Annotated in this window: 26 protein-coding genes, 2 tRNA genes and 1 pseudogene; 15 read left to right on the top strand and 14 right to left on the bottom strand. The window is 59.5% G+C overall.

Translation table 11 applies throughout. The features are described from left to right. Positions 1–96: 96 nt before the first annotated feature. The 8 genes from crcB to P2081_RS14125 all read left to right on the top strand — a co-directional run bounded on the left by crcB (position 97) and on the right by P2081_RS14125 (position 7,587). Positions 97–477 (top strand): fluoride efflux transporter CrcB, encoded by a 381-nt coding sequence (gene crcB / locus P2081_RS14160; RefSeq protein ID WP_278923526.1) that lies wholly within the window; start codon positions 97–99, stop codon positions 475–477. Further along, entirely contained in the window at positions 474–1,520 is a 1,047-nt protein-coding gene (locus P2081_RS14155; RefSeq protein ID WP_278923525.1) for an RluA family pseudouridine synthase, read from the top strand. Before crcB ends, P2081_RS14155 begins: the two co-directional genes overlap by 4 nt. Then, positions 1,517–2,185 carry an HAD-IA family hydrolase gene (locus tag P2081_RS14150; protein ID WP_278923524.1) on the top strand — a complete coding sequence of 223 codons (669 nt, stop codon included), beginning with the start codon at positions 1,517–1,519 and terminating at the stop codon, positions 2,183–2,185. The genes P2081_RS14155 and P2081_RS14150 overlap by 4 nt, the downstream gene beginning before the upstream one ends. A gap of 3 nt (positions 2,186–2,188) precedes the next feature. Continuing rightward, positions 2,189–2,893 carry an ATP12 family chaperone protein gene (locus tag P2081_RS14145; protein ID WP_278923523.1) on the top strand — a complete coding sequence of 235 codons (705 nt, stop codon included), beginning with the start codon at positions 2,189–2,191 and terminating at the stop codon, positions 2,891–2,893. A gap of 228 nt (positions 2,894–3,121) precedes the next feature. Further along, positions 3,122–4,138, top strand: a complete 1,017-nt coding sequence (locus tag P2081_RS14140) for an amino acid ABC transporter substrate-binding protein (RefSeq protein WP_278923522.1) — start codon at positions 3,122–3,124, stop codon at positions 4,136–4,138. A 143-nt stretch (positions 4,139–4,281) separates the two neighbouring features. Continuing rightward, positions 4,282–5,502, top strand: coding sequence for an amino acid ABC transporter permease (locus tag P2081_RS14135; RefSeq protein ID WP_278923521.1), 1,221 nt, complete (start codon positions 4,282–4,284; stop codon positions 5,500–5,502). A gap of 3 nt (positions 5,503–5,505) precedes the next feature. Next, entirely contained in the window at positions 5,506–6,807 is a 1,302-nt protein-coding gene (locus P2081_RS14130; protein WP_278923520.1) for an amino acid ABC transporter permease, read from the top strand. A gap of 30 nt (positions 6,808–6,837) precedes the next feature. Beyond that, the gene (locus P2081_RS14125; protein WP_417700779.1) at positions 6,838–7,587 is read left to right on the top strand and encodes an amino acid ABC transporter ATP-binding protein; all 750 of its coding nucleotides are present in this window, start codon (positions 6,838–6,840) and stop codon (positions 7,585–7,587) included. A 96-nt stretch (positions 7,588–7,683) separates the two neighbouring features. On the opposite strand, the gene P2081_RS14120 is transcribed toward P2081_RS14125, so the two are convergent. The 4 genes from P2081_RS14120 to argB form a co-directional block, all read right to left on the bottom strand. Beyond that, positions 7,684–8,142: a DUF411 domain-containing protein gene (locus P2081_RS14120; protein WP_278923549.1), complete on the bottom strand. Its 459-nt coding sequence runs from the start codon at positions 8,140–8,142 to the stop codon at positions 7,684–7,686. A gap of 131 nt (positions 8,143–8,273) precedes the next feature. Next, positions 8,274–8,783, bottom strand: coding sequence for a SixA phosphatase family protein (locus P2081_RS14115; protein WP_278923518.1), 510 nt, complete (start codon positions 8,781–8,783; stop codon positions 8,274–8,276). Continuing rightward, positions 8,780–9,517 (bottom strand): ferredoxin, encoded by a 738-nt coding sequence (locus P2081_RS14110; RefSeq protein WP_278923517.1) that lies wholly within the window; start codon positions 9,515–9,517, stop codon positions 8,780–8,782. Before P2081_RS14110 ends, P2081_RS14115 begins: the two co-directional genes overlap by 4 nt. Positions 9,518–9,607: 90 nt before the next feature. Further along, positions 9,608–10,468: an acetylglutamate kinase gene (gene argB / locus P2081_RS14105; protein WP_278923516.1), complete on the bottom strand. Its 861-nt coding sequence runs from the start codon at positions 10,466–10,468 to the stop codon at positions 9,608–9,610. Positions 10,469–10,596: 128 nt separating this feature from the next. On the opposite strand from argB, the gene P2081_RS14100 reads away from it, so the two are divergent. After that, on the top strand, positions 10,597–11,325 hold the full coding sequence (locus P2081_RS14100; protein WP_278923515.1) for an SDR family NAD(P)-dependent oxidoreductase: 729 nt from the start codon (positions 10,597–10,599) through the stop codon (positions 11,323–11,325). 155 nt (positions 11,326–11,480) lie between these two features. Here the strand turns inward: P2081_RS14100 and P2081_RS14095 are convergent, their stop codons facing one another. From P2081_RS14095 to rpmH, 10 genes are all read right to left on the bottom strand, one after another. Further along, positions 11,481–12,878, bottom strand: a complete 1,398-nt coding sequence (locus P2081_RS14095; protein WP_278923514.1) for a PepSY-associated TM helix domain-containing protein — start codon at positions 12,876–12,878, stop codon at positions 11,481–11,483. Between the two features lie 80 nt (positions 12,879–12,958). Then, on the bottom strand, positions 12,959–13,330 hold the full coding sequence (locus P2081_RS14090; RefSeq protein ID WP_278923513.1) for a DUF2946 family protein: 372 nt from the start codon (positions 13,328–13,330) through the stop codon (positions 12,959–12,961). Continuing rightward, a complete protein-coding gene (gene yihA / locus P2081_RS14085; RefSeq protein ID WP_278923512.1) occupies positions 13,331–13,981 on the bottom strand; it encodes a ribosome biogenesis GTP-binding protein YihA/YsxC in 651 nt (216 codons plus the stop codon). It lies immediately after the preceding gene. Next, positions 13,981–14,718, bottom strand: coding sequence for an MOSC domain-containing protein (locus P2081_RS14080; protein WP_278923511.1), 738 nt, complete (start codon positions 14,716–14,718; stop codon positions 13,981–13,983). The genes yihA and P2081_RS14080 overlap by 1 nt, the downstream gene beginning before the upstream one ends. Next, positions 14,715–16,526, bottom strand: coding sequence for a membrane protein insertase YidC (gene yidC, locus P2081_RS14075; RefSeq protein ID WP_278923510.1), 1,812 nt, complete (start codon positions 16,524–16,526; stop codon positions 14,715–14,717). Before yidC ends, P2081_RS14080 begins: the two co-directional genes overlap by 4 nt. Positions 16,527–16,648: 122 nt before the next feature. Continuing rightward, complete coding sequence (locus P2081_RS14070; RefSeq protein WP_278923509.1) at positions 16,649–18,193, bottom strand: putative bifunctional diguanylate cyclase/phosphodiesterase; 1,545 nt, start codon at positions 18,191–18,193, stop codon at positions 16,649–16,651. A gap of 64 nt (positions 18,194–18,257) precedes the next feature. Further along, positions 18,258–19,145 carry a tRNA 2-thiocytidine(32) synthetase TtcA gene (ttcA, locus tag P2081_RS14065; protein WP_278923508.1) on the bottom strand — a complete coding sequence of 296 codons (888 nt, stop codon included), beginning with the start codon at positions 19,143–19,145 and terminating at the stop codon, positions 18,258–18,260. Positions 19,146–19,268: 123 nt separating this feature from the next. Next, the gene (gene yidD / locus P2081_RS14060) at positions 19,269–19,514 is read right to left on the bottom strand and encodes a membrane protein insertion efficiency factor YidD (RefSeq protein WP_278923507.1); all 246 of its coding nucleotides are present in this window, start codon (positions 19,512–19,514) and stop codon (positions 19,269–19,271) included. 37 nt (positions 19,515–19,551) lie between these two features. Next, a complete protein-coding gene (rnpA, locus tag P2081_RS14055) occupies positions 19,552–19,998 on the bottom strand; it encodes a ribonuclease P protein component (RefSeq protein WP_278923506.1) in 447 nt (148 codons plus the stop codon). A gap of 26 nt (positions 19,999–20,024) precedes the next feature. Beyond that, complete coding sequence (gene rpmH / locus P2081_RS14050) at positions 20,025–20,159, bottom strand: 50S ribosomal protein L34 (protein ID WP_027241708.1); 135 nt, start codon at positions 20,157–20,159, stop codon at positions 20,025–20,027. 335 nt (positions 20,160–20,494) lie between these two features. On the opposite strand from rpmH, the gene P2081_RS14045 reads away from it, so the two are divergent. From P2081_RS14045 to P2081_RS14020, 6 genes and pseudogenes are all read left to right on the top strand, one after another. Next, a complete protein-coding gene (locus P2081_RS14045) occupies positions 20,495–21,256 on the top strand; it encodes a TVP38/TMEM64 family protein (protein WP_278923505.1) in 762 nt (253 codons plus the stop codon). A 3-nt stretch (positions 21,257–21,259) separates the two neighbouring features. Then, on the top strand, positions 21,260–22,711 hold the full coding sequence (locus tag P2081_RS14040; RefSeq protein ID WP_278923504.1) for a dihydrolipoyl dehydrogenase family protein: 1,452 nt from the start codon (positions 21,260–21,262) through the stop codon (positions 22,709–22,711). 15 nt (positions 22,712–22,726) lie between these two features. Beyond that, positions 22,727–24,112 (top strand): sensor histidine kinase, encoded by a 1,386-nt coding sequence (locus P2081_RS14035; RefSeq protein WP_278923503.1) that lies wholly within the window; start codon positions 22,727–22,729, stop codon positions 24,110–24,112. Between the two features lie 137 nt (positions 24,113–24,249). After that, positions 24,250–24,326: transfer RNA gene (locus P2081_RS14030), tRNA-Arg, on the top strand. A 101-nt stretch (positions 24,327–24,427) separates the two neighbouring features. Further along, a tRNA-Arg gene (locus tag P2081_RS14025) sits at positions 24,428–24,504 on the top strand. Between the two features lie 317 nt (positions 24,505–24,821). Beyond that, a pseudogene (locus P2081_RS14020) lies at positions 24,822–25,199 on the top strand (IS110 family transposase); the annotation flags it as partial. Positions 25,200–25,227 lie beyond the last annotated feature (28 nt).

The following is a 25,227-nucleotide window of genomic DNA, read 5'->3' as shown; positions in this document are numbered from 1 at the left end:
ACCGATTTGACGGATAGGCGTGCAAAACTTACGGCGATCAAGCCTGCATAGCGGCTAAAACTTGACATCCACCCGCGTGCGCGCCACAGACCCTTGATGATTTCAACTCTCTCTCTGGTCGCTCTGGGCGGCGCTACTGGTGCGGTGCTCCGCTATCTGACAGGTCTGGGCGTTACACGCTTGATTGGCCATCAGGAGTTTCCGCTGGCGATCATCACTGTGAATGTGATCGGTTCTTGTCTGATGGGGGGCTTTGTGGTGCTGGCGGCGCATAGGGGGCTGACCCACCTGAGCCCGCTGGTGATGACCGGGTTTCTGGGCGGGTTCACCACGTTTTCGGCCTTCTCTTTGGAGAGTGCCAATATGATTGAGCGCGGTGCCTTTGGGCAGGCTGCGGTCTATGTTTTGCTTTCGGTGGGCCTGTCGGTCGGCGGATTGTTTTTGGGCCTATGGCTCGCAAGAGGAGTGTTCGCATGAGCGGCGTACAGATGATCACGGTGACCGAAGAGGATGACGACCAGCGGATTGACCGCTGGCTGCGGCGTCTGTTCCCGCATGTGAACCAGGGCCGCATTGAGAAGATGTGCCGCAAGGGGGAGCTGCGTCTGGACGGCGGTCGGGTCAAGGCCAACACGCGGGTGACTGCCGGCCAGGTGGTGCGGGTGCCGCCGCTGGCGGCCTCGGATTTGAAACCTGCAGAGCCGCGCGTGGCCCGGGTTTCCGAAGCGGACGCCAAGATGATCCGCGACTGCGTGATTTACAAGGATGACGATGTCATCGTTCTGAACAAGCCGGCTGGGCTGGCGGTGCAGGGCGGTAGCGGCACCACGAAACATGTGGATGGGCTGTCAGAGGCGCTGCGCTTTGACGCGGAAGAAAAACCGCGCCTGGTGCATCGTCTGGACAAGGATACCTCGGGCGTTCTGGTACTGGCCCGGACCCGACTGGCGGCCAAGGCGCTGACTGCTGCATTCCGCCATCGCAACACGCGCAAGATTTACTGGGCGCTGGTGGCTGGTGTGCCGACCCCCTATCTGGGGGAAATCAAGGCGGGCCTGGTCAAGGCTGCGGGCCATGGCCGCAGCGGTGAAGGCGAAAAGATGATCGCCGTGCATCCGTCCGAGATTGATCGCACCCCCGGCGCTAAACGGGCGCATACCTTTTACGCGACACTCTATCGGGTGGCTGGTCGGGCTGCTTGGGTGGCGATGGAACCGGTGACCGGGCGCACCCACCAGCTGCGGGTGCATATGGCGGAAATTGGTCATCCCATCATCGGCGACGGCAAATACGGTGGTTCGGGCCAGGAAAACCTTGGCGATGGCTGGGGCGCACAGCTGGGCGGTGACATCAGCAAGAAGCTGCACCTGCACGCGCGGCGCATGGTGTTTGAACATCCGACCACCCGCAAGGACATCGTTGTCACTGCGGATCTGCCGGATCACATGAAAGACAGCTGGAATACTTTCGGCTGGAGCGAAGATCTGGCGGCAGATGATCCCTTTGAGGCGCTGCTGTGAGCGCAGATCTGCGATTGATCCTGTTTGATGTGGACGGCACCCTGGCAGATAGCCAGAGTGCCATTGCCGCCGCGATGCGGCTGGCCTTTGACGGGGCCGGACTGACACCGCCCGACCACGGCGATATCCTGTCGATTGTGGGCCTGTCGCTGCCGCTGGCCATGGCCCAACTCGCACCGCAGGCCTCGGCGGATCAGCAGGCACAGTTGGTTGCGGGCTATAAATCCGCTTATATGACCCAGCGCCTGGCGCAGGGGGCGGGCCATTCGCCACTGTTTCCCGGTGCGGCCGAAACCCTGGCGGCGTTGCATGCAGTCCCTGAGTATTTGCTTGGGGTGGCAACTGGCAAATCGCAACGCGGCCTGGATGCGCTGATAGAGGCGCATGGGCTGACCTGTTTTGTCACCCGGCAGGTGGCGGATCATCACCCCTCTAAACCGCATCCGTCGATGGTGCTGACGGCGCTGGCGGAAACCGGGCTCGCGCCAGAGCAGGCGGTGATGATTGGGGATACAAGTTTTGACATCGACATGGGCCGCGCGGCTGGCGTTTGCACGATTGCCGTGGACTGGGGCTATCACCCGGCGGCCGGGCTGGGTGCGGATCATGTCATCAGCAGCTTTGCGCAATTGGCACCGCTGCTGCAACAGATTTGGAAGGCATAAGGCATGAGCAACTGGGCGCAGAAACGGTTCTGGAAACAGGCAGACGTGACCGAGGCGGAAGATGGGTTTGGCGTGGCGCTGGATGGCCGCATGGTCAAGACCCCGGCGAAGGCCGCACTGATGGTGCCCAGCCGTGCCATGGCCGAGGCTATCGCCACTGAATGGGATGCCCAGTCCGAGGTGATCAATCCAGAGACCATGCCTTTTACCCGATCTGCCAATGCTGCGATCGACAAGGTTGCGAATCAACACGGTGAAGTCGCGGATATGCTGGCGGAATACGGCGATTCGGATCTGCTGTGCTATCGCGCCGATTCGCCACAGGAACTGGTGCAGCGTCAGGCGGCAGAATGGGATCCGGCGCTGGACTGGGCCGAACAGGCCCTTGGTGTCCGACTAGAGCCGCGCACCGGATTGCTGCATCGGCCCCAGGATGCGGCGGCGCTGCGCAGCCTGCGTCATGCTGTACATGGGCTGAGCCCCTTTCAGCTGGCAGCATTTCACGACCTTGTGTCGATGTCCGGTTCCCTGGTGCTGGGATTTGCTGCGGCGCAAGATTGGCGCACGGCGGATGATATTTGGCGGATCTCGCGTTTGGATGAAGCCTGGCAGGCAGAGCAGTGGGGCAGCGATGAAGAGGCCGAAACAACTGCTGAATTGAAACGCACCGCCTTTATACACGCTAAAGCATTTTACGACTTTAGCTGAAAAGACAGCAAGTTGCGGCAGGAGTCGTGATCGTGAAATTTTGTATCGAATAGCAAAAGTACGCTATGCGGACATCGAATTTCATGATCGCACACTTGACGTTTGTTGATGAATGCGCCCAAACTCCCTGTACGAAAGGGGCTCTGCCCTATTTCAAACCATATCCGGCGGCCTGCCTGCCGGGCAAAAAAACCACCGAAATAGGTGGGACATCAGGAAGAGGTAAATATGAAAAATACCGTTATTTTGGGCGCGCTGACCATTGCCGGTCTGTCTGCTGGTGCAGCAGCTGCTGGCACGCTGGACGACGTGAAGGCACGCGGCAAACTGAACTGCGGCGTCACCACTGGTCTGGTCGGATTTGCTGCCCCAAATGCGAGTGGCGAATGGGAAGGCTTTGACGTTGCCCTCTGTCGCGCTGTTGCTGCGGCTGTACTGGGTGATGCGACCGCTGTTGAATTTGTGCCAACCACCGGCAAGACGCGTTTCACCGCGCTGGCCTCTGGCGAAATCGACGTGCTGGCCCGGAACACCACCTGGACTTTCTCGCGCGATGTTGATCTGAAGTTTGAATTCACCGGCGTGAACTACTACGACGGTCAGGGCTTTATGGTCCCGAAAGAGCTGGGCGTTTCCTCGGCCAAAGAACTTGATGGCGCCACAGTCTGCATTCAGACCGGCACCACCACCGAGCTGAACCTGGCGGATTTCTTCCGGTCCAACAACATCAGCTACGAGCCGGTTCCAATCGAAACCAACGCAGAAGCGCAGCAGCAGTACCTGGCAGGTGCCTGTGACGTTTACACCACGGATGCATCCGGCCTGGCGGCCACTCGTGCCACTTTTGAGGCACCCGATGAGCACGCGCTGCTGCCTGAAATCATCTCTAAAGAGCCTCTTGGCCCACTGGTCCGTCACGGCGACCACGAATGGGGTGATGTTGTACGCTGGACCCTGAATGCACTGATCTCTGCTGAAGAGCTGGGTGTGACATCTGCGAATCTCGCTGAGATGGCCGCTGGCACCAACAACCCTGAAATCAACCGTCTGCTGGGCACCGAAGGTACCCTGGGCGAGATGCTTGGTCTGTCGGCTGACTGGGCCAAGAACGCAATTGCCGCTGGTGGTAACTACGGTGAAGTCTTTGCCAACAACATCGGTGAAGCCACCCCCATCGGTCTGGCGCGTGGGTTGAACGCACAGTGGACCAAAGGCGGCCTGCTGTATTCGCCTCCTTTCCGCTAAGATCCAACTAGGAAAGGGCGCAGGGCTTCCTGCGCCCTTTTTCTTACAGTTACTATCCACTCAAAGAACGCTTTAGATCTGACGCGAGCAGGGACCCAACCCCGCCGAAGGATAGATCTATGAGCCACGGGGATCTCTCATTCATGTCAACTCTCACTGACCCACCAAAGGAACAGTTCCGACTGTCCATGTTGGTCAACGATACCCGCTATCGATCGCTGACCTTCCAGGCGATAGCCGCCTTGGTTCTTGCCCTGGCCATCTGGTATCTGGGAAACAATCTTATTCAGAATCTGCGGGCTGCTGGCCTGAATATCTCTTACGATTTCCTCGGCGATCGTTCGGGCTATGATATCAACCAGCGTCTGATCGAATATGATAGCCAGTCAAGCCATGCAAGCGCCGCCCTTGTCGGGATTCTCAACACCCTGCTGGTTGCTGTCCTGGCCTGTATAACCGCCACGATCTTTGGTGTGATCGCCGGGGTGCTGCGGTTGTCCAACAACTGGTTGGTGTCCAAACTGATGGCCGTTTATGTTGAGATCTTTCGCAACATTCCGGTGCTGATCTGGATCATCATCATTTTTACCATCATGACCGCCGTGATGCCGGGTGCGAGGGCCTATCTGGGTGAGAATCCAGAGCGGGAGCTGGTATTTGGTCTCTTCGCCTTTACCAACCGGGGCATTTATGCACCTGCGCCGGTGTGGAATGACGGGTCGATGATTGTTGTTGCTGTTTTCTTCGTCTCGATTTTTGCGATGTTCGCCTATCGTCGTTATGCCACGAAACTGCTGTATGATACCGGTAAGCTGTTACCGATGGGCTGGCCAAGTCTGGCAATCCTGATTTTGCCCACCGTGATCATCTTTTTCCTTCTCGGGCAACCAATCGGCCTGGATGCACCAGATCCGCTCGCCAACAGATTCAACCTGCGCGGCGGCATTCAAATCGGTGCGCCCTTGATTGCGCTGTGGTTTGCTCTGTCGATCTATACTGGTGCCTTTATCGCGGAAAACGTGCGTGCTGGCATCCAAGCGGTTTCCAGTGGACAAACAGAAGCAGCTGCTGCCTTGGGGCTGCGTCCTGGTCGGATCATGAACCTGGTGGTGCTGCCGCAGGCGCTGCGGGTGATCATCCCGCCGTTGATCTCTAACTTCTTGAACATCACCAAGAACTCTTCGCTGGCGATTGCAGTGGGATATGCTGATATCACCGCGACACTGGGCGGGATCACCTTGAACCAGACGGGGCGCGCGATCGAATGCGTGCTGCTGCTGATGCTGTTTTACCTCACGGCCTCGCTGCTGATCTCGATGGGGATGAACCTCTATAATGCCTCCGTTAAGCTGAAGGAGCGCTGAGCCATGAGTGACAATAAAAACAACAACCCGATTGCTTTTGTCGCGACCAGCGTTATCCCTGAATCGCCGCCACCTGCGCGAGAAACCGGGATTTATAAATGGGTGCGCGAGAACCTGTTCTCGAATATCCCGAATGGCATCCTGACCCTTGTGGCGATTGCGGTTCTCTACAAGGTTCTCAGCAGTACCCTGCCTTGGATCCTGAACGGAATCTGGACGACCTCGTCACTGGCGGAATGCCGCGAGGTGCTGCAGGGTAAAACAGGGGCCTGTTTCTCTGTCCTGGCGGAACGCTGGCAGCAGTTGCTTTATGGCTTCAAATACCCGGAAGAAGAATACTGGCGCCCGAACCTGGCGCTGATCTTGTTGTTCTTTGCCATGGCACCAGTCTTGTTCTTTGACCTGCCGCGCAAACTGCTGGGCTTTACCGTGATTTACCCCTTCCTGGCCTTCTGGCTGATCTGGGGCGGTTCCATCATGGTGCCGATTGTGGCGATGCTTGGGTTTGCTGCTGCTGCGGTGGTGTTCCAGAAACTGGGCAAAGGCAGCTTTGCCGCCGGGTTCTTTGGCGCCATTGTCTCGGCGCTGGTGATCTGGAAGATCGGTGGCATGCTGATCCCAGAGAATGCCTCGGAAACGGCAATGCTGACTGCGGTGCCCTCGCGGGATTTGGGTGGCTTCATGCTCAACATGATGCTTGGCGTGACCTGCGTGTCGTTGTCGGTGCCGCTGGGGATTGCTCTGGCACTGGGGCGTCAGTCCTCTATGCCGCTGATCAAATGGATCTGCGTGGTCTTTATCGAATTCGTGCGCGGTGTACCGCTGATCACGCTGCTGTTTGTGGCCTCGGTGATGCTGTCCTACTTCTTCCCGCCGGATGCGACGGTGGATCTGTTCCTGCGGGTGGTCATCATGATCACGCTCTTCTCGGCGGCTTATATCGCCGAGGTGATCCGCGGCGGGCTCGCAGCGCTTCCAAAGGGCCAGTATGAGGCGGCCGACAGTCTGGGGTTGGACTACCCACAGGCGATGCGCCTGATCATCCTGCCGCAGGCGCTGAAGATCTCTATTCCGGGCATCGTCAACGTTGCTGTTGGCCTGTTCAAGGATACCACGCTGGTTTCGGTCATTTCGATGTTCGATCTGGTCGGCATGATCCGCGGTCCCGTTCTGGCCTCGACGGAATGGAATGGGGTCTACTGGGAACTTCTGGGTTTCGCAGCCGCTCTCTTCTTTGTCGTTTGTTACGGCATTTCTCAATACTCTCAGTGGCTCGAGCGTCGTCTCGCCACTGGTCATCGATAAGGAGGCCGGACAATGGCTGACACTTCTCAAATGCAAGTCTCCGATGAAATCGCGATCACCATCAACCAGATGAACAAGTGGTACGGGTCGTTTCACGTGCTGCGCGATATCAACCTGACGGTCAACCAGGGAGAGCGGATCGTGATCTGTGGGCCTTCAGGTTCGGGCAAATCCACCTTGATCCGCTGCATCAATGCACTGGAGGAACACCAGCAGGGATCCATCGAAGTGGATGGGACACTGTTGTCGAATGACTTGAAGAACATTGATAAAATCCGTTCGGAAGTGGGGATGTGTTTCCAGCACTTCAACCTGTTCCCGCATCTGACCATTCTGGAAAACTGCACGCTTGCTCCGATTTGGGTGCGTAAGACCCCCAAAAAAGAAGCTGAAGAACGGGCGATGCACTTTCTGGAAAAGGTCAAGATTCCCGATCAGGCCAATAAATATCCAGGCCAGCTTTCGGGTGGGCAGCAGCAGCGAGTGGCGATCGCGCGCAGCCTGTGCATGATGCCGCGGATCATGCTGTTTGATGAACCCACATCGGCGCTGGACCCTGAGATGATCAAAGAGGTGCTCGATACCATGATCGAGCTGGCCGAAGAGGGGATGACCATGCTCTGCGTGACCCACGAGATGGGTTTTGCCCGTCAGGTGGCGAACCGGGTGATCTTTATGGATGCGGGCCAGATTGTGGAACAGAACGAACCGGAAGAGTTCTTCAACAATCCCAAAAGCGAACGCACGCAGCTGTTCCTGAGCCAGATCCTGGGTCACTAAGGCTGCAATGCATAGCAAACAAAAAGGCCGGGCACTGTGCCCGGCCTTTCTTATTTCGCCCAGAGCTGTCTGCGATCAGGCCAGATCTGTGATCAATCAGGAATGTGTTGCATAGACGGAGGTGGTGCCATCCGCATGGATCAGCAGGGTGTCAAAGGCTTCTTTCTGATCCTGCATTTCCATGCCGGGCGATCCAATTGGCATGCCCGGAACCGTCAGTCCCAGCGCGTCTGGCTGGTCTTGCATCAGGCGGCGAATGTCGCTGGCAGGGACGTGACCTTCGATCACATAGCGGCCCAGCAGCAGTGCTGTGTGGCAAGAGGCCAGCGCTTCAGTGATCCCCAGCCGCGCCTTTATCTCCCAGAGCCGTTCGTCCGGAAGGTTGCGGCTTTCAATCTGGCCCAGGTCGGCGGCGTCCAGATGGGTCACCCAGGCGCTGCAGCAGCCGCAGGTGGGGGATTTCATCACCAGTATATCCGGCTCGGCAGCAGCCATGGCTGGTAGATTGGCAATGGGCAGGGACAAAGCTGCGAGTAATACGGAACGGCGGTGCATCATGGGCTGGGCTCCTGTCAAGGGACGTACGGTTTTGCGATGGCGAACCAAATTCTACCGGAGGCTTGATCCTAGGCAGTGCAGATTCGCTTTGCCACAAGCCTCCCGCGCTGGAGCGGCGCTATGTCGCGCTATGCGTCGACCGGTTCGCTCAGCAATTCGCGGGGTACGACAAAATCCATCACGCGGCCCGTGCCCCAGTTCAGATCTGCCCAGCTGTCGATATCAAATCGCGCCACCAAGGTGGCCCCGGTTGGATAGTCGCCAAAGCGATTGTGATCCGGGGGGGTGGCGACGATGGCATGGGCAAAGGCGGCGATGCCGGGGTTGTGGCTGATCAGCATGACGCGGTTGTGTTCGGCTTCGCGCAGCGCCTGAAAAATGATGTCCGGGCTGGCATGATAGAGCCGCTCGATGAACATGGTTGGCGTGTCGAGTTGTAACTGAGCCTGGGTTTCGCGGCTCCGCTGCGCTGAAGAGCACAGTATTTGATCGGGGCCTTGCCCTGTCAGACGCAGCCAGTCGCCCAGGGCGGCGGCAGATCTGTAGCCCCGGTTGTTCAGGGGGCGGGCATGGTCGCTGGGGGAGTTGGTATCCCAGGCGGATTTGGCGTGGCGGGTCAGAATCAGGGTTCGGGTCATGACGGGTTAAAATACCTCATGTGATGGGCGGTTTGGTCAGAGCATCTTCCGGCCCGCTGGCTAAGAGGGCACGCACAACGCGCAAGGCATCCCTGCGTCATGCAGGGCGTACCGGCCGGGCTATCTAGGTGGTGGTGACAGGCCGCCAGATCATAGGGGCCGCCGTCAACCAGCGCCTGCGCAGGGCAGGAAGTGAGACACGGTTTGGATGTACAGGTCGCGCAGGGAGACTGTGCCAAAACAGGGGGGGGTATGTCAAAGGATTGATCAAAGTGCAGAGCCCCGCGATATGATGTCAGCATACCATAGCGATCATGCACCAGCATTTGTGACGGTGATGTGAAGGCACGGCCCGAGGCCAGCGCCCAGGCGACAAAGGGCTGATAGGGCGGCGCACCAAATGGAAAATATGCCGTTGCCCCCAGATCCCTGGCGATTGCCGTGACAATGCGGGTCGACCAGCGATCAATCGGATCAGGCTGACCATCTGCATATTCGCACGACTTGGTGAAACGTGGCCAGAATTGCCCGCCAGTCCCCAAGAGAACCAGCGTACCCAGCGACAGGCCCACGGCGGGCCGATCTGCCTCTGCAGGTCGAAAGGCGCCGTAGATCTCTAGCCCCTGCGCCTGCGCGACCTGTTCCACCTGAAGATATCGCTGGGCCCGAGAGCGCGTGGCAGCGCAGGGCTGAGCCGCGATCCGAGTGGCCTCGGCATAATATTGTACTGTCATGGTCCCCCCCAAGGGCGTGGCTAGCCTGGGGGGATGATACCAGATCCTTGGAACATCTGGGGCGTAAAATCGACGAGATTGGGCCAGAGCCTAGGCGCGGATCATCGAACCCGCGCCGTGATCGGTGAAAAGTTCCAGCAGAACCGCATTTTTGACCCGGCCATCCACGATGGTACAGGCGCGCACACCGGAACGAACGGCCGCCAGAGCGGTTTCCGTCTTGGGGATCATGCCCCCTGCGATGACGCCTTCGGCAGTCAGCCGTTCCACATCAGCAGCTTTCAATTCGGTCACAACCTCGCCGCTGGCATCCTTGACGCCGGACACATCAGTGAGCAGCAGCAGCCGGTCGGCATTGAGCGCAGTGGAGATGGCGCCAGCCGCAGTATCGCCATTGATATTGAAGGTCTCACCCGTGCGACCAGCCCCGATGGGGGCAATCACCGGGATGATGTCCTTTTCAAACAGCTCGTGCAGCACCTGCGGGTCCATATCTGCGGGTGCGCCAACAAAGCCCAGCTTGGCATCGGCCTGATCGCAGGTGATCAGATTGGCGTCTTTGCCAGACAGTCCCACGGCCCGGCCACCCTGCGCGTTGATCGCTTGCACAATGCGCTTGTTGACCACACCTGAGAGCACCATTTCCACCACTTCCATGGTGGCCTGATCGGTGACCCGCTTGCCATCGACAAAATCGGACTTGATCTGCAGCTTGTCCAGCATGGCGTTGATCATCGGGCCACCGCCATGCACGATGACGGGATTGACCCCAACCTGGCGCATCAGCACGATGTCGCGGGCAAATGTTTCCATCGCCTCGTCGCTGCCCATGGCATGGCCACCCAGCTTGATGACAACAATGGCACCATCATAGCGCTGCAAATAGGGCAGGGCGCTTGACAGTGTTTCGGCAGTGGCAATCCAGTCGCGGTTCATGTCTTGTTTCTTCATGGCTCGGGGTCCCTTTGGCATCTGGTGTTACGCGCTTCCGGCGTCGCTGCCAAGTGCCACATAGCGATTGCAGTGCAGCCGCGCGCTGATAGTGTCGGCAGAGGCTTCAAATAGATGGATAGTGTGTGATGGGCCAAAAGACTTTGCTTCTGACCGGTGCGAGCCGGGGTATCGGCCATGCCACAGTGCGCCGGTTCAATGCCGAAGGCTGGCGCGTGATGACCTGTTCGCGCCATCCCTTCCCCGAGGAATGCCCCTGGGGCGGCGGTCGCGAAGACCATGTCCAGCTGGACTTGTCTGACCCTAGCGATACCATCAACGCGGTGGGCATCATTCAAGAGCGCCTGGGCGGCCGTCTGGATGCACTGGTCAACAACGCCGGCATTTCCCCCAAGGGCCCTGATGGCGCGCGTTTGAACACCCTGGACACCGACCTGATGACCTGGGGTAAGGTTTTTCACGTCAATTTCTTTTCGTCGGTGGTGCTGGCACGCGGGCTGAAGGATGAATTGGCGGCGGCCAAGGGATCGGTGGTCAATGTGACATCCATCGCGGGCAGCCGGGTGCATCCTTTTGCCGGGGCGGCCTATGCCACGTCCAAGGCGGCGCTGGCCGCGTTGACCCGTGAGATGGCACATGACTTTGGGCCCCTCGGGGTGCGGGTCAATGCGATCGCACCGGGAGAGGTCGAGACGGCGATTTTGTCGCCGGGCACCGATAAGATCGTCGAAAAACTGCCGATGCAGCGTCTGGGCCAACCCGAAGAAGTGGCGGCGGCTATTTTCTTTCTCTGCTCGCAGGAAAGCTCTTACATCTCGGGGGCCGAGATCGAGGTGAACGGCGCGCAGCACGTTTGACGGTGGCAGGAATGCCGCCCCCCCAAAAAAACCGCCCCCGCAGCGCTCTCCAGGCTCTGCGGGGGCTTTGGGTCAATGGGGCCTCAAGGGACGCAACAGGCCCCATGACCTCAGGCACCGCCCCCTGGTGAAGGTGCAGGGCGACGCCAGCCCGGTCAGCTCAAGGCGCGTTTCATCGCAGGGATATTGCTGAGGATCAGCAGATCAAAGGCCAGCACAGCCAATAGCGTTGCGCCGACCAGCGGGAAGGCCATCGAGGTGAAAAGACCAATCAAAACAGCACCTTTCCAGAAGGGCATTTCAGCAGGCACCGGCGGGGCGGCCAGACGGCCCGCCCCGGAAGGGCGGCGCTTGACCCAGAGCACCAGACCGGACAGTGCGACAAAGATCACCGACAGGCAGAAAACCACGTTGAGGACAAAGCTCCAGGTGCCCATAAGCCCCATGTGAAACGGAATGCCCACGGCCATGGCCTTGCCGGCCCAGGAATAGTCTTCGTATTTCACATCCGCGAGGATCTTGCCGGTGTATTGGTCGATATGGATGGTGCGATCGACAAAGGGATCATCTGAATCGCTGCTCATGCTGTCGCGGTTGATGGTCCAGACGCCACCGTCGCCGCCGGGATATGCCACGCGAAAGCGCCCCTCCATGCCCAGCCTGCGGCCGAGCGTTACCAGGCTGTCGATATTGATCGCGGTGCCATCGGGAATGCCAGTGATACCAGCCTGCGATCCTGATGCGGGCATCGGGGTCTGTTCCAGCGCCCAGGGCACGTCATTGGTGGCACCGTGGTTCATATCGGCGTGGATCGAATCGGACAGGGGGACATTGTCCCATTTTTCAGCCGGAAAGGTGCTCCAGGCTTGCATCATCTTCCCCCCCCAGATGCCAGTCCAGGACAGGCCAGAGATGAGAAAAATCACCAGCATGGCCGAAATCCAGAAACCGGTGACCGCATGCAGGTTCTTCCACAGGGCGCGGCCTCGGGCGCGCAGATCCGGCACAAAGGCCGACATGGCGTTGCCGCGAGGCCACCAGATGTAAAGCCCGGTGAAGATCAACACCAGGCCGAGCCCGGCTGCGATTTCGATCATCCGGTCACCAGTGGTGCCGATCAGCAGGTCCGAATGGATATTGTCGGCGAAATCATACCAGCCAGCGCGGCGGTCCCAGATCTCGATCACTTCTCCGGTGTACTGGTTCAGGGCCACCAGGCGTTGGCCTTCTTCGGTCTTGACCCGGAACACAGCGGCAAGATCAGGCGCCTTGGGACCGATCCATTCGGCAATGGTGCCGGGCTGGGCGGCGAGAACCCGTTGCGATTGCTCGATCAGGCTGAGGGCGGTTTCTCCCTGGGTGACCTGGATGGTTTCGCCATCCCGCCCGTCGAACTGGGTGATGACCATCATCATCAGGCCGGTGATGGCAAGGGTCACAAAGAAGGGGATGACATAAAGCGCGGCGTAAAAATGCCAGCGCCAGGCGGCAAAATAGAATTTTTCGGTGAGCGAGCGCGATTGGCCCGCAGGATGCGGTTGGCTGGTCGCCATGGGATTTCTCCATATCTGAACTGCGCCATTACCGGGGGGTGCCCCGGTCGGCTGCGATAAAACGTTGGTGTTTTGAAGGTTCAGGAGAGGGCAGGCGGCCCGCGTGCATCGTAGCGCCAGTGGAAGCCGGCAGAATAATGGGTAAAGCTCTCATGTGCCCAGCGGGCCCCAAGGGAGGGTGTCAGATCGAGCACAAGCGGCGTGTTCTGGGGGAGGTTGCCATGGGTTGATAGGGCTGAAAAAGGACAGCTGCGGTCATCCATCTGGTCAGCCGGGATAGGCTGCGGCGCGTCGTCGCCCAGATCAACCCAGCGCTCCTCGACCCCATCGGTGGTACAGATGACCAAAAGCACCTTGCCGTTACCTGCATGCGCCGGCATCCACCCCGCCGGGATCAACCCGGCAGCAGTGATTGCCAGCAGCATCACATAGGGCAGCAGGCGCGATAGCACCTACTCAAGGCCCGTGATGATAGAGCGTAGCGTGGCGATGCCATCGCCTTTTTCCGACGAGGTCAGCACGATTTCAGGATAGGCTGCCGGGTGGCGGGACAGGGCAGTGCGCACCTGTTCTATCACCTTCTCGCGGTCCTTGGCTTTGACCTTGTCGGCCTTGGTCATGACGCATTGAAAGGTCACGGCGGAACTGTCGAGCAGGCTCATGATCTCTTCATCCACATCCTTGACGCCATGGCGGCTGTCAATCAGCACAAAGGCGCGGCGCAGGGTCTGGCGACCGCTGAGATATCGTTTCAGCAGTTTCTGCCACTTTTCCACTACTGCCAGCGGCGCATTGGCATAGCCATAGCCGGGCAGATCGACGAGATAGAGGTCCGGCCCCTGGGTGAAGAAGTTGATTTCCTGCGTGCGGCCCGGTGTGTTGGAAGCCCGCGCCAGCCCCTTGGTGCCGGTCAGCGCGTTGATCAGGCTGGATTTGCCTACATTGGAACGCCCAGCAAAGCAGACTTCCATACGGTCGGCCTCGGGCAGGCCGGACATGGCAACGACGCCTTTGACAAATTCCGATTCGCCGGCAAACAGTTTGCGGCCCTTTTCAGCGGCGATTGGATCTGGCTCTTCGGCGAGAGAGAATGGGATCTGCATCAGAGAACCTCCAGGGTATCGGTGAGGGCGATTTTCCCATCGCACAGCACCTTGGCACGAATGCCGAAATCGGTGTGGCCCCAGTGCTCGCGCAGGGCCTTTAGCGTGTTGGCGTCGCGCTTGCCTGTGTCCGGGTTGGTTTCGGTCGCGCGACAACGGGTGATGCGGTCGACCACTTCCAGACGCACCTCACCTATCTGCAACTGGCGCCCAACCCAGTCAAATTCCTCAAAGGGGGCAGGGCCGTCGATCCACAGGTTGCCACGGAACCGGCGCGGGTCCAGCTTCTGCCCCAGGGTTTCCCCCAGCGCCCGCAGAGAGCTAAGCGACAGAATCGAGAGCGCCGAAAAACTGGCATCTGCCATGCCGCCCGCCGGGGCCGCAATCAGGCTGTGCGGCTGCGGCCGATCAGTCGGGTAGATCGGTTGCAGCCAATCGATCAGTTTTGCGCCATCAGTTGCAGGGTTCAGGGTGATTTCACCCTGTTTCGGGTGGCGCAGCGTAATCTGGGCCCCCTGTGTTTCAGCCGTAACCGCCATCAGTTCGGGCCCGAAACAGCCGCGGGCAAAATTGCGGCAGTGCTGCCATGCGCCGGTATCCTCGGCCTTGCCGGTCAGCACAGCCCAAGCCCGGTCCAACGGCATAGGCCCGCCTGTCTCCAGACGGACCTGTGTCAATGGTTCGGCCCCGACCCCTTTGATCGGGTGCCGCCACATTTGTTTGACAGTTGCTGTCATTTGTTCTCGGCCTTTGGCTTTCGCTTGACGCTGGCCTTGATATTGCCAAACACATCCGGCGTGTAGCCATGGCTGCGCATGATCAGATACTGCTGGGTAAAGGTGATGGTGTTGTTGGCAATCCAATATACCACCAGCCCCGAGGCAAAGCCCCCCAGCATGAACATGAAGACCCAAGGCATCCAGGCAAAGATCATTTGCTGTGTCGGATCCGTAGGCGCCGGGTTCAGCTTTTGCTGCAAGAACATCGAGATACCCAAGAGCAGCGGCAGAATACCGATAAAGACCAATGCTAGCAGGCTTTCGGGTGCTGGCCCGGCCCAGGGCAGTAGCCCGTAAAGGTTCATGATCGAGGTGGGATCCGGTGCGCTCAGATCCTGGAAGGGACCAAAGAACGGCGCATGGCGCAGTTCCAGCGTGACAAAGATCACCTTGTAGAGCGAGAAGAAGATCGGGATCTGGATCAGGATCGGCAAACAGCCGGCAGCGGGGTTCACTTTTTCCCGCTTGTACAGCTCCATGATCTCTTTCTGTTGCTTTTGCCGATCATCGCCAGAGCGCTCTTTCAGCTTTTCCATTTCTGGCTGCAGCTCTTTCATCTTGGCCATGGAGGCGTAGGATTTATAAGCCAGCGGGAAGACCAGGATCTTGATCAGCACGGTCAGCGCGATGATCGCCCAGCCCATGTTGCCAATCAGACCATTCAGCCAGTGCAGAACTGCAAAGATCGGTTTGGTCAGGAAGAAGAACCAGCCCCAGTCGATACTGTCGAGGAAACCGGCGATGCCGCCCTTTTCATAGGCCCGAATGGTGGCCCATTCCTTGGCACCGGAAAACAGCTGGGTGGTAACCTCGGTGCTGGCGCCATCGGCCAGGGTGACGGTGGGCAGCACGATATCGGTCTGATAGATATTGCGACGCTCGTCATATTTGGCAATCGAGCGGAAGGACTGGCCCGGCTCCGGGATCAGCGTCGACATCCAGTAGTGATCGGTAAAGCCGATCCAGCCGTTGCCTTCCACCTGCTTGACCTCAGAGCGCGACCCGTCGCGCGGGTCAATGTCAAAATCGGCGACATCGGAATAGTCCAGCTCTGACAGCTCGCCATCGGCCATGCCAACAAGGCCTTCGTGCAGGATGAAGAAGTTCTTCATATCCTCAGGCTCGCCATGGCGGGCCAATGTGCCATAGGGCGCAAGCGAGACATTGCTGCCAGAGGCATTGCTGACCGACTGGCTGACAGAGAACATATAGTTCTCGTCCACCGCGATGGTGCGACTGAATGTCAGGCCCTTGCCGTTGTCCCAGGTCAGGGTCACGGGCGTGTCTGGCGTTAGCTGGGCGCCATCAGGGGTGTGCCACAGGGTATTGGCACCGGGGACATCGTCAGCGGTAAGACCGCTGCCTGGAGCCCAGCCGTAGAGAGCGTAATAGGCACCCTGTTCGCCGACAGGCGACAGGAACTGGACGATTTCCGGGGCATCGTTGGTGACGCGGTAATCTTTCAGCGCCAGATCGTCGATACGACCGCCCTGCAGCGAGATGCTGCCGGTGATGCGATCAGATTCGATCTTGATCCGTGGCGCATCAGAAGCACTGGCCTCTTCGCTGGTCTGGCTGGTGACAGCCCCGGTCGCATCAGCGCCAGGGCTGCTTGCGGTGTCACCTGCGGACGCGGGCACAGATTCTGTTGCCAGGGCCTCCGGTGTCGGTTCGACCTCTGGGGGTGGGAAAAAAAACATCCACCCAAGAAGCACGAGGCTGCTGAGTGCGATTGCGAGAATAAGATTCTTGTTCTGGTCGTCCATTTGGGACTGCCACCTCGTGTAGGGAATGACACGGTGGGTTCAACAGAGATGACCCCCAAAGGTCAAGTGGAATCGGGGAAATCAGGGGCGGCAATACGCCCCGACGTTGGAAAAAGCGGGGATCAGCGGGTGCGGCGGCCGATTTCCGGGGCCTCTTGCAGTTTGGCTTCGTGTGCGGTGATCCAGTCAAGCGTCTGGTCAAAGGGCATCGGACGGCCAATGCCAAAGCCCTGCACGTGGCCACAGCCGAGCTGCGACAAGAGCGCGTGCTCGCCGGCGGTTTCCACCCCTTCGGCCAGGGTTTCCAGGTCCAGGCGCTCGGCCATGGTCAGGATCGCGGCAATCAGTTTTTGCTGTTCCGGGTCGCGGTCGGCACGCAGCACAAAAGAGCGGTCGATCTTGATCCGGGAGATATTGAAGCGACGCACCGCCGAGATAGAGGCATGTCCGGTGCCAAAGTCATCCAGCTCAATATGGCAGCCCAGATCGCTGAGCGCAGCAATATTGCGGGTTACCACATCATCGGGCCGATCCGTCATCACGGTTTCCAGAATTTCGATCGACAGACGCGCCGGGGGCAGATCAAAGCGTTCCAGCTCCCACTTGATGTTTTCCGCCAGATTGGGGTTGCGCAGCTCTTGGGTGGCAAAGTTGACGCCAACGGCCGGCACCTTCAGACCTGCGGCATCCCAGGCATTTAGCGCAGTCAGAGAATGGTAGAGCATGACCTGGCTAAGGCGTTCCATCAGACCGGTTTCTTCCAGTAGGGGCAGAAACTTGCCGGGCGGAATCAGGCCGCGCACAGGGTGCATCCAGCGGGCCAGGGCCTCAAAGCCTGAAACGCGGCCGGTGTCGGTGCAGATCTGCGGTTGGAACCAGGGCTGGATATGACCGGCCTCCAGCGCTTCGGCGGCTTCTTCGCGCAGGTTGCCATGGGCTTTGCTGCGTTGATGCATATCGTTGGAAAAGACCCGGATCCCAGAGGGGCCGTTTTGCTGAGCGTCGGACAGCGCCGCCGCTGCTGCGCCAGACCAGTCGCTATAGGATTTGCTGGGCGCGCGGGTATTCAGGCAAAACCCGATAGAGCAAGAGACATAGACCGTGGTGCCATCCAGCGAGATCGGCTCTTCCACGGCGGATTGAATGCGCCCTGCCATCTGCACGCAGGTTTCCAGATCCAGTTGCAGCACCGGGGTCAGGCAGACGGCAAATTTGCTGTCGCCGATTCGGGCAACCGTATCGCCATTGCGCAGGGTGCTGGCGATACGTTCGCCGCAGCTTTGAATAACCCGGTCGCAGGCATCTTGGCCCTCTCGGTTGCTCAGCTCTTTGAAGTCGTCAATTTCGATGTAGTACAGCGCCGACCGGAGCTCGGTTCTGGCGCAATCTTCAACGATTCGCTCCATGTCTAGCTCAAATCCTTCGCGCAGCATCAGCCCTGTTACACTGTCGCGCGGCGCAAGGTTTCGGCCATAGGCGGAAAAACCGCCAAAAGCAGCAAAAAGAACAGGCATACCCAGAGCAACCCAAAGCAGAGCAGCTTCGCCACCGATCCAGAAAGTTGCAAGGGTGAGCGCAGGCAAGAACGCAAGAATCGGCGGCGCAAGCAGCGCCGGAGCCAATCTTGTTCGAATTCGGTAAAGGAGACCTGAATTCGCTTTTGTCATGTTCAGACCTTTCGCCTAAAGCAGGGTGCATCGGCAGAATAGAGGGCTGGTTCTGACTCGCGGGTTAACGCAACAGGGGTATTTCTGATGAATCGGCAGAATCTTCGTCAGAATTGCGCTCCAACCCGGTAAAATCAAAAAGCTTGGGGTCAAGTAGATGCGACGGACGTGCATTCGTCAAGGCGCGGAACATGACCTGGCGGCGACCGGGACTGTTTGATTCCCACTGGTCGAGAATCTGCTTCACCTGCTGCCGCTGCAGCCCATCTTGACTACCGCATAGGTCGCAGGGAATGATCGGATAGTCCATCGCGCGGGCGAATTTCTCGCAGTCGGCTTCGGCCACATGGGCGAGCGGGCGATAGACAAAAAGGTCGCCTTCTTCGTTCAGCAGCTTGGGCGGCATGGTGGCCAGGCGCCCACCGTGGAACAGATTCATGAAAAAGGTTTCAAGAATATCATCGCGGTGATGGCCCAATATGACCGCAGAACATCCTTCTTCACGCGCGACCCGGTACAAATTGCCCCGCCGCAGACGCGAGCACAGCGCGCAGAAGGTGCGTCCCTCCGGGATCTTGTCCACCACGATGCTATAGGTGTCCTGATATTCAATCCGATGCGGCACGCCCATCTTTTCCAGGAATGCGGGCAGCACAGTGGCGGGAAATCCCGGTTGCCCCTGATCCAGATTGCAGGCCAAAAGATCCACCGACAGCAGCCCGCGCCACTTCAGCTCATGGAGCACAGCTAAGAGAGTATAGCTGTCCTTCCCCCCCGAGAGGCAGACCAGCCAGCGCGGCGTGCTGCCATCAGCGGGGCGTTCCACCATGCCGTATTGTTCAATCGCTTCACGCGCCTGACGCACAATGCGTTTGCGCAGCTTCTTGAACTCGGTGGTCGAGGGCGCGCCGGCAAACAGCGCATGGATTTCGGTTTGATCATCATCAAGCATATCGGCCCCCTAGCCCCTGGCGCGGCCTTTGCCAAGGAAAAAGGGCACGCGCGTCGCAATAGTCCAGTACTAGGCCCCGCAGCAGGCTCGCTGTCCGGGCAGGGGGGCAGGACTGTCTGGCGATTACTTTGGTGGCGCGGTGGGCTTTGGGTCCGGCACCGGGTCATAGCCGTTGCCCCCAAGCGGATGGCAGCGTCCAATGCGGCGCAGCGTCAGCCAGGTCCCCTTGATGCCGCCATGCTTTTCATAGGCTTCCAGCGCGTAGGCTGAACAGGTCGGTTGATAGCGGCAGTTGAAACCCACCCAGGGTGAGAAAAGCAGCCGATAGGCGCGGACCGGCAGGGCAAGGATATGGGCAAGCGGCGTCATGGGGGTAAAATAGGGGCAAGAGCCTGCTGGAAACAGATCACCCGTGGATTTTTTTCAACGCATAGGCCAGATCGCGCTGCAGATCCTGAAAATCGCGGCTTGCCGTCTCCTTGGCGCGGCCAATCAGGACATAGTCCCAGCCATCGCGGCCTTGTTGCGGCAGCACTAGGCGGGCGGCTTCGCGCAGGCGTCGTTTGGCGCGGTTGCGGGCCACGGCATTGCCAACCTTCTTGGAGCAGGTGAAGCCAACACGAAAGCCGGGCTCGGCGGTTTCGCCGTCGCGGCGCTTGCGCCCCTGAACCATCATGCCTTGGGTGCCCTGACGACGGGCACGGGCTGCGGCCAGAAAGGCGCTGCGCTTGGCCAGAACGGTCAAGGCCCGGCTTTTTTTTGCGGTCTGTTTGGGCGCTGGGCAAACAGAAACCGCCGAAGGCTGGTTCCCGTGGCCAGCTGCGCTGTCCCTTGGGGCCTTCGGCGGTGTCATATCTGTCAATCCTTGGTGCCTCGCGCTTATGCGCTCAGCTCCTTACGGCCACGGGCGCGGCGTGCGTTAAGGATCTTGCGGCCTGCCTTGGTGGCCATGCGCGCACGAAAACCGTGGCGACGTTTACGAACCAGGTTCGAGGGCTGAAAGGTGCGTTTCATCGCTCCGGTCTCCAATTTCTACAGGGGGCAGCGGAATCGCTCCCCGTGGTGTTTATCTCGAAGCCCGGTCTTTAGAAGGGATTCTCGGGCAAGTCAAACGCTGAGCCCTGACTTTTGTCGCGCCCGGGCAAGATTTCTGCCAAAAAGGCCGGAATTTACCGGGGCAGGCCGCAAAATGCCGCAAATCGGCGGGGCAGGGTGCGAATCTTCACAAAAACACATCTAACAGATCAAGGCCGCGTGATAAGCCCATGCCAGACCTCGTCTTGGGGTGCATTTGGCGCTAGCAGGTATTGGCAGCTAGACCTGTGGTCCGGGGCAGACGACCAAGAGAGATGAGACATATGACCAAGACGCCAAAACGAGGGCTTGCCCGCCACCTGCCGCTGATCGCTGTGGTTGCGGTGGCGCTGATCGGCGCGGTGACCCTGAAGGATTACCTCAGCTTTGATACGCTGCGCGACAACCGCGAGGCGCTGATGGCCTTTCGCGATCAGAATTACCTGGGATTGGTGGCGCTCTTTGTCGGGCTGTATGTCCTGATTGTGACCTTTTCCTTGCCGGGTGCGGCGGTGGCCTCGGTCACGGGGGGCTTTCTGTTTGGTTTGGGCGCGGGCACTGCGCTGAACGTGGTCTCGGCGACCTTTGGGGCATCGGCGATCTTTCTTGCGGCCCGCCTGGGATTGGGCGAGACGCTTACGGCGAAGCTAGAAGCGAGTGAAGGCCGGGTGCATATGTTGAAGAATGCGCTGCGCCAGAATGAGGTGGAGGTGCTGCTGCTGTTGCGTTTGGTGCCTGCAGTGCCGTTCTTTGTCGCCAATCTGTTGCCCGCGCTGGTGGGGGTGCGGTTTGGCAATTTCCTGTGGACCACGGCGCTTGGCATCATTCCGGGGGCAATTGTCTTTACCTGGATCGGGGTCGGCGTCGGAGAGGTCTTTGATCGCGGCGAAGATCCAGACCTGTCCCTGCTGTGGGAACCGCATGTGATCGGCCCGCTTCTGGGGCTGTGTGTCTTGGCGGTGATGCCGATCATCGTCAAAACCCTGCGCCCCAAAAGCGCCAACCCCAACCCCAAGCCCCCAACAAAGGGGCGCTGAACCATGACATCTGCCCCGGCAACCGATGCCGCATCCCAAACCCGGCTGAAATGTGACCTGCTGGTGATCGGGGCCGGATCGGGCGGATTGTCGGTGGCGGCAGGAGCCAGCCAGATGGGGGCTTCGGTGGTGCTTCTTGAGGGGCACAGGATGGGCGGTGACTGTTTGAACTATGGCTGTGTGCCGTCCAAGGCGCTGTTGGCCAGCGCCAAGGCGGCCTATGGCCAAAGTACCAGCGCAGCCTTTGGCGTGGCCGAGGTGGCGCCGACCGTGGACTACGCCGCAGCCCAAACCCATGTGCAGAACACCATTGATGCGATCACCCCGATGGATAGCCAAGAGCGATTCGAGGGGTTCGGCGTGCGGGTGATCCGTGAATTTGGCCGCTTTGTTTCCCCAACCGAGGTACAGGCCGGCAATCATTTGATCCGCGCCCGACGGGTGGTGATCGCCACGGGTTCCGTACCGCTGGTGCCGCCGGTGCCGGGGCTGGAGACTGTGCCCTATGAAACCAATGAAACCCTGTTTGATCTGAGCCACCGCCCAGAGCATCTGCTGATCATCGGCGGTGGTCCGATTGGCATTGAAATGGCGCAGGCGCATATCCGGCTGGGCAGCAGGGTCACGGTGATCGAAGGCGAGCGCGCGTTGGGCGGTGATGATCCAGAAGCCGCCGCCGTTGTGCTGGACGCGCTGCGCAATGAGGGCGTGGTGATTGCCGAGAACGCGATGGCGGCCCAGATCAGCGGCGAGGCTGGTGCCATCGAGGTGAAAACCAGGGATGGGCGCCGCTTTACCGGCTCGCATCTCTTGGTGGCGGTGGGCCGTAAGAGCAATACCGACAGGCTGGATCTTGCGGCCGGCGGGATCACGCCGAGCAAGACCGGCATCAAGGTGGACGCGGCGCTGCGCACCAGCAACCGTCGCGTCTATGCTATTGGCGATGTCGCGGGGGGGATGCAGTTTACCCATGTGGCGGGCTATCACGCCGGGGTCATCATTCGCTCGGCTTTGTTTGGCCTGCCGTCCAGGGCGCAGGAACTGCACCTGCCGCGCGCCACCTATAGTGACCCGGAACTGGCCCAGGTCGGCCTGACAGAGACCGAGGCCCGCGCCCGGCATGGCGATGGGGTGGAATTGGCGCGGTTTGATTTTGCCCATAATGACCGCGCCCTGGCAGAGCTGAAAACCAAGGGTTTCATCAAGGTGATGGTGGTCAAAGGGCGCCCGGTGGGGGCGACGATTGTCGGGCACCAAGCGGGAGAATTGATTTCATTGTGGTCGCTCGCTTTGGCAAATAGGTTGAAGATGAGCCAGGTTGCCGCAATGGTGGCGCCATATCCGTCAATCGGGGAGATCAATAAACGTGTCGCTGGCGCCTACTTCTCACCACGGTTGTTTGACAGTGTGCTGGTTAAGCGCGCGGTGCGCTTTGTGCAGCGTTGGATCCCTTAACCCGGAAAGAGCGCCATGCTGAATTCGCTTTCAGGCCGTTTTTTGGTTCTGACCATTGTCTTTGTCATGCTGGCCGAGGTGCTGATCTTCGTGCCCTCGATCTCTCGCTTTCGTCTTGATTACCTGGCAGACCGGCTGGAGCGGGCGCAGATTGCCTCTCTGGCGCTGCTGGCGGATGATATGCTGGATACCGAGCTGGAGGCAGAGCTGTTGGAAAACGCCGGGGTCTATAACGTGGTGCTGCGCCGCGATGAGATCCGCCAGCTGATGCTGTCCTCGCCTATTCCGCAAGAGATCGCAGGCACCTATGATTTGCGTCGGGCTTCGGCTTTTACCCTGATCGGGGATGCCTTCTTGCAGTTGTTCAGCGCGGAAAACCGGATCATCCGGGTGATTGGCGCACCGGTGCGTGATGCGGGGCTGCTGATCGAGATCACCATTGAAACCGCGCCGCTGCGCAGCGCAATGATTGATTATGGCATTCGGGTGCTGCTGCTTTCGGCGGTGATTTCCATTTTTACCGCTTTGCTGCTGTTTGCCGCCGTCCGCGCTTTTCTGGTGCGCCCGATCAAGGGGGTTGTGGGCTATATGCAGCGCTACGCTGCCGCGCCGGAAGATGCCCGGGGTATCATCCACCCCAGTGCTGGCGTGCGCGAGCTGCGCGAGGCTGAAGAGGCGCTTATGCAATTGCAGACCGAGTTGACCCAGGCGCTGCGCCAACGTGAACGGCTGGCACAACTGGGCGGCGCCGTGGCCAAGATCAGCCATGATCTGCGCAATATCCTGACCTCTGCGCAGCTGTTCACCGACCGGATCGAGGCCAGCGAGGATCCCCTGGTGCGGCGGCTGGCCCCCAAACTGGTGAATTCGATTACCCGGGCGGTGTCGCTTTGTGAGGGCACGCTGGCCTTTGGGCGTGCCGAAGAGCCGGCACCAACCTTTGCCCGCATAGCGCTGTGCGAACTGGTCGAGGATATCGTCGAAAGTGAACTGCTGGTGGCCGATGAAACCGGGGTTGAGATCCTCAATGAGGTGCCAAAGGGCATGATGCTGCGCGGTGATGGCGAACAGCTGTTTCGCGTGGTGATGAACCTGGTGCGCAACGCCCGTCAGGCGATTGTCGCGACTGGCACCCCCGGCCGCGTCACCATCGCCGCCCGCGAGGATGAGGACGCCTGGTGGATTTCGGTCTCTGACACCGGCCCGGGCCTGCCGCAACGCGCCCAGGACAATCTGTTCACCCCGTTTCAGGGCAGTGCGCGCAAGGGGGGCAGCGGTTTGGGGCTGACCATCGCCGCTGAACTGACCAAGGGGCATGGCGGCGCTTTGGTGCTGCGTGAAACCGGTGCTGAGGGCAGTCTTTTTGAAATCCACCTGCCCAAGGGCGACGGAACCCTGTGAAGACGCGAAGAGCCGCCGGATTGGCGGCAAGACTAGGGGGCAGACTGGCGGTCAGACTGGCGGAATTCAAAAAGACTGGCAGGATTTTGTTTTAGGGGTTGCGCGCTTCAGTCCCTAGGACTAAACCCCGCCGCAGTGGACCGATAGCTCAGCTGGATAGAGTACCTGACTACGAATCAGGGGGTCGGGGGTTCGAATCCTCCTCGGTCCGCCACGCTTTCAAATTCTCCCGATGTGGTTGGTTTGAAAAGGTTTTGGGAAGATTGCCAAATTGGCTTGCTTCTTTTTCGCAGGGGCCTTAAATCCTGCAGCAGTGGACCGATAGCTCAGCTGGATAGAGTACCTGACTACGAATCAGGGGGTCGGGGGTTCGAATCCTCCTCGGTCCGCCACTGCCCCCCCCCTTTTTCGAATGCCGCGCATTTCCGGCTCTTCCCGACGAATTTTCTGAGTCTTCTCAGAGGACCGTGCCAAGCATTCCCGACCCAACGGATCTTTGCCACCAGGGCGCAGGAAGCGGGCATGTTTCCTGGGAAGTCGGCCCTCACATCTCTCGACGCTTCCGGCCCGGAAGGAGACATTAGCCAAGTCGTGCCACGCCGCAGTGCGGCTTCACCAAAACTGATGGGGTGGATGGTTCCTGCTTCAACCGGTGTCGCGATGCGCCATAGTGCAGCTGTCAAAATCCGGTTATGAGAGGAGCCACCCCGTGCGAGTTACCACAATTGGCGTTGATCTGGCCAAGAACGTTTTCCAAGTCCACGGGCTGACCTCCAGTGAAGAAGTAGTGTTCAACAAGCCCTTGCGGCGGACGCAGTTTCTGCCTTTCTTTGCGAAGTTGGAGCCCTGGCTGTTTGGCATGGAATCCTGCAGCAGCGCGCATCATTGGGCCCGTGAACTGACCGCATTGGGCCATGACGTGCGGTTGTTCCCGCCGATGTACGTGAAGCCATAGGTCAAACGCGGGAAGTCCGACGCAATCGACGCCGAGGCCATCTGCGAAGCCGTAACCCGACCGACCATGAGGTTTGTGGCGATCAAAACAGTCGAGCAACAATCACTGCTGTCGTTGCATCGGGCGCGGGAGCGGGCACCGGCCAGCCGGTCGTGGGTTG

Origin of the sequence: Pseudophaeobacter profundi (assembly GCF_029697505.1) — a bacterium.
Classification (GTDB): domain Bacteria; phylum Pseudomonadota; class Alphaproteobacteria; order Rhodobacterales; family Rhodobacteraceae; genus Pseudophaeobacter; species Pseudophaeobacter profundi.
This window is presented reverse-complemented; position numbering and strand designations above follow the sequence as displayed.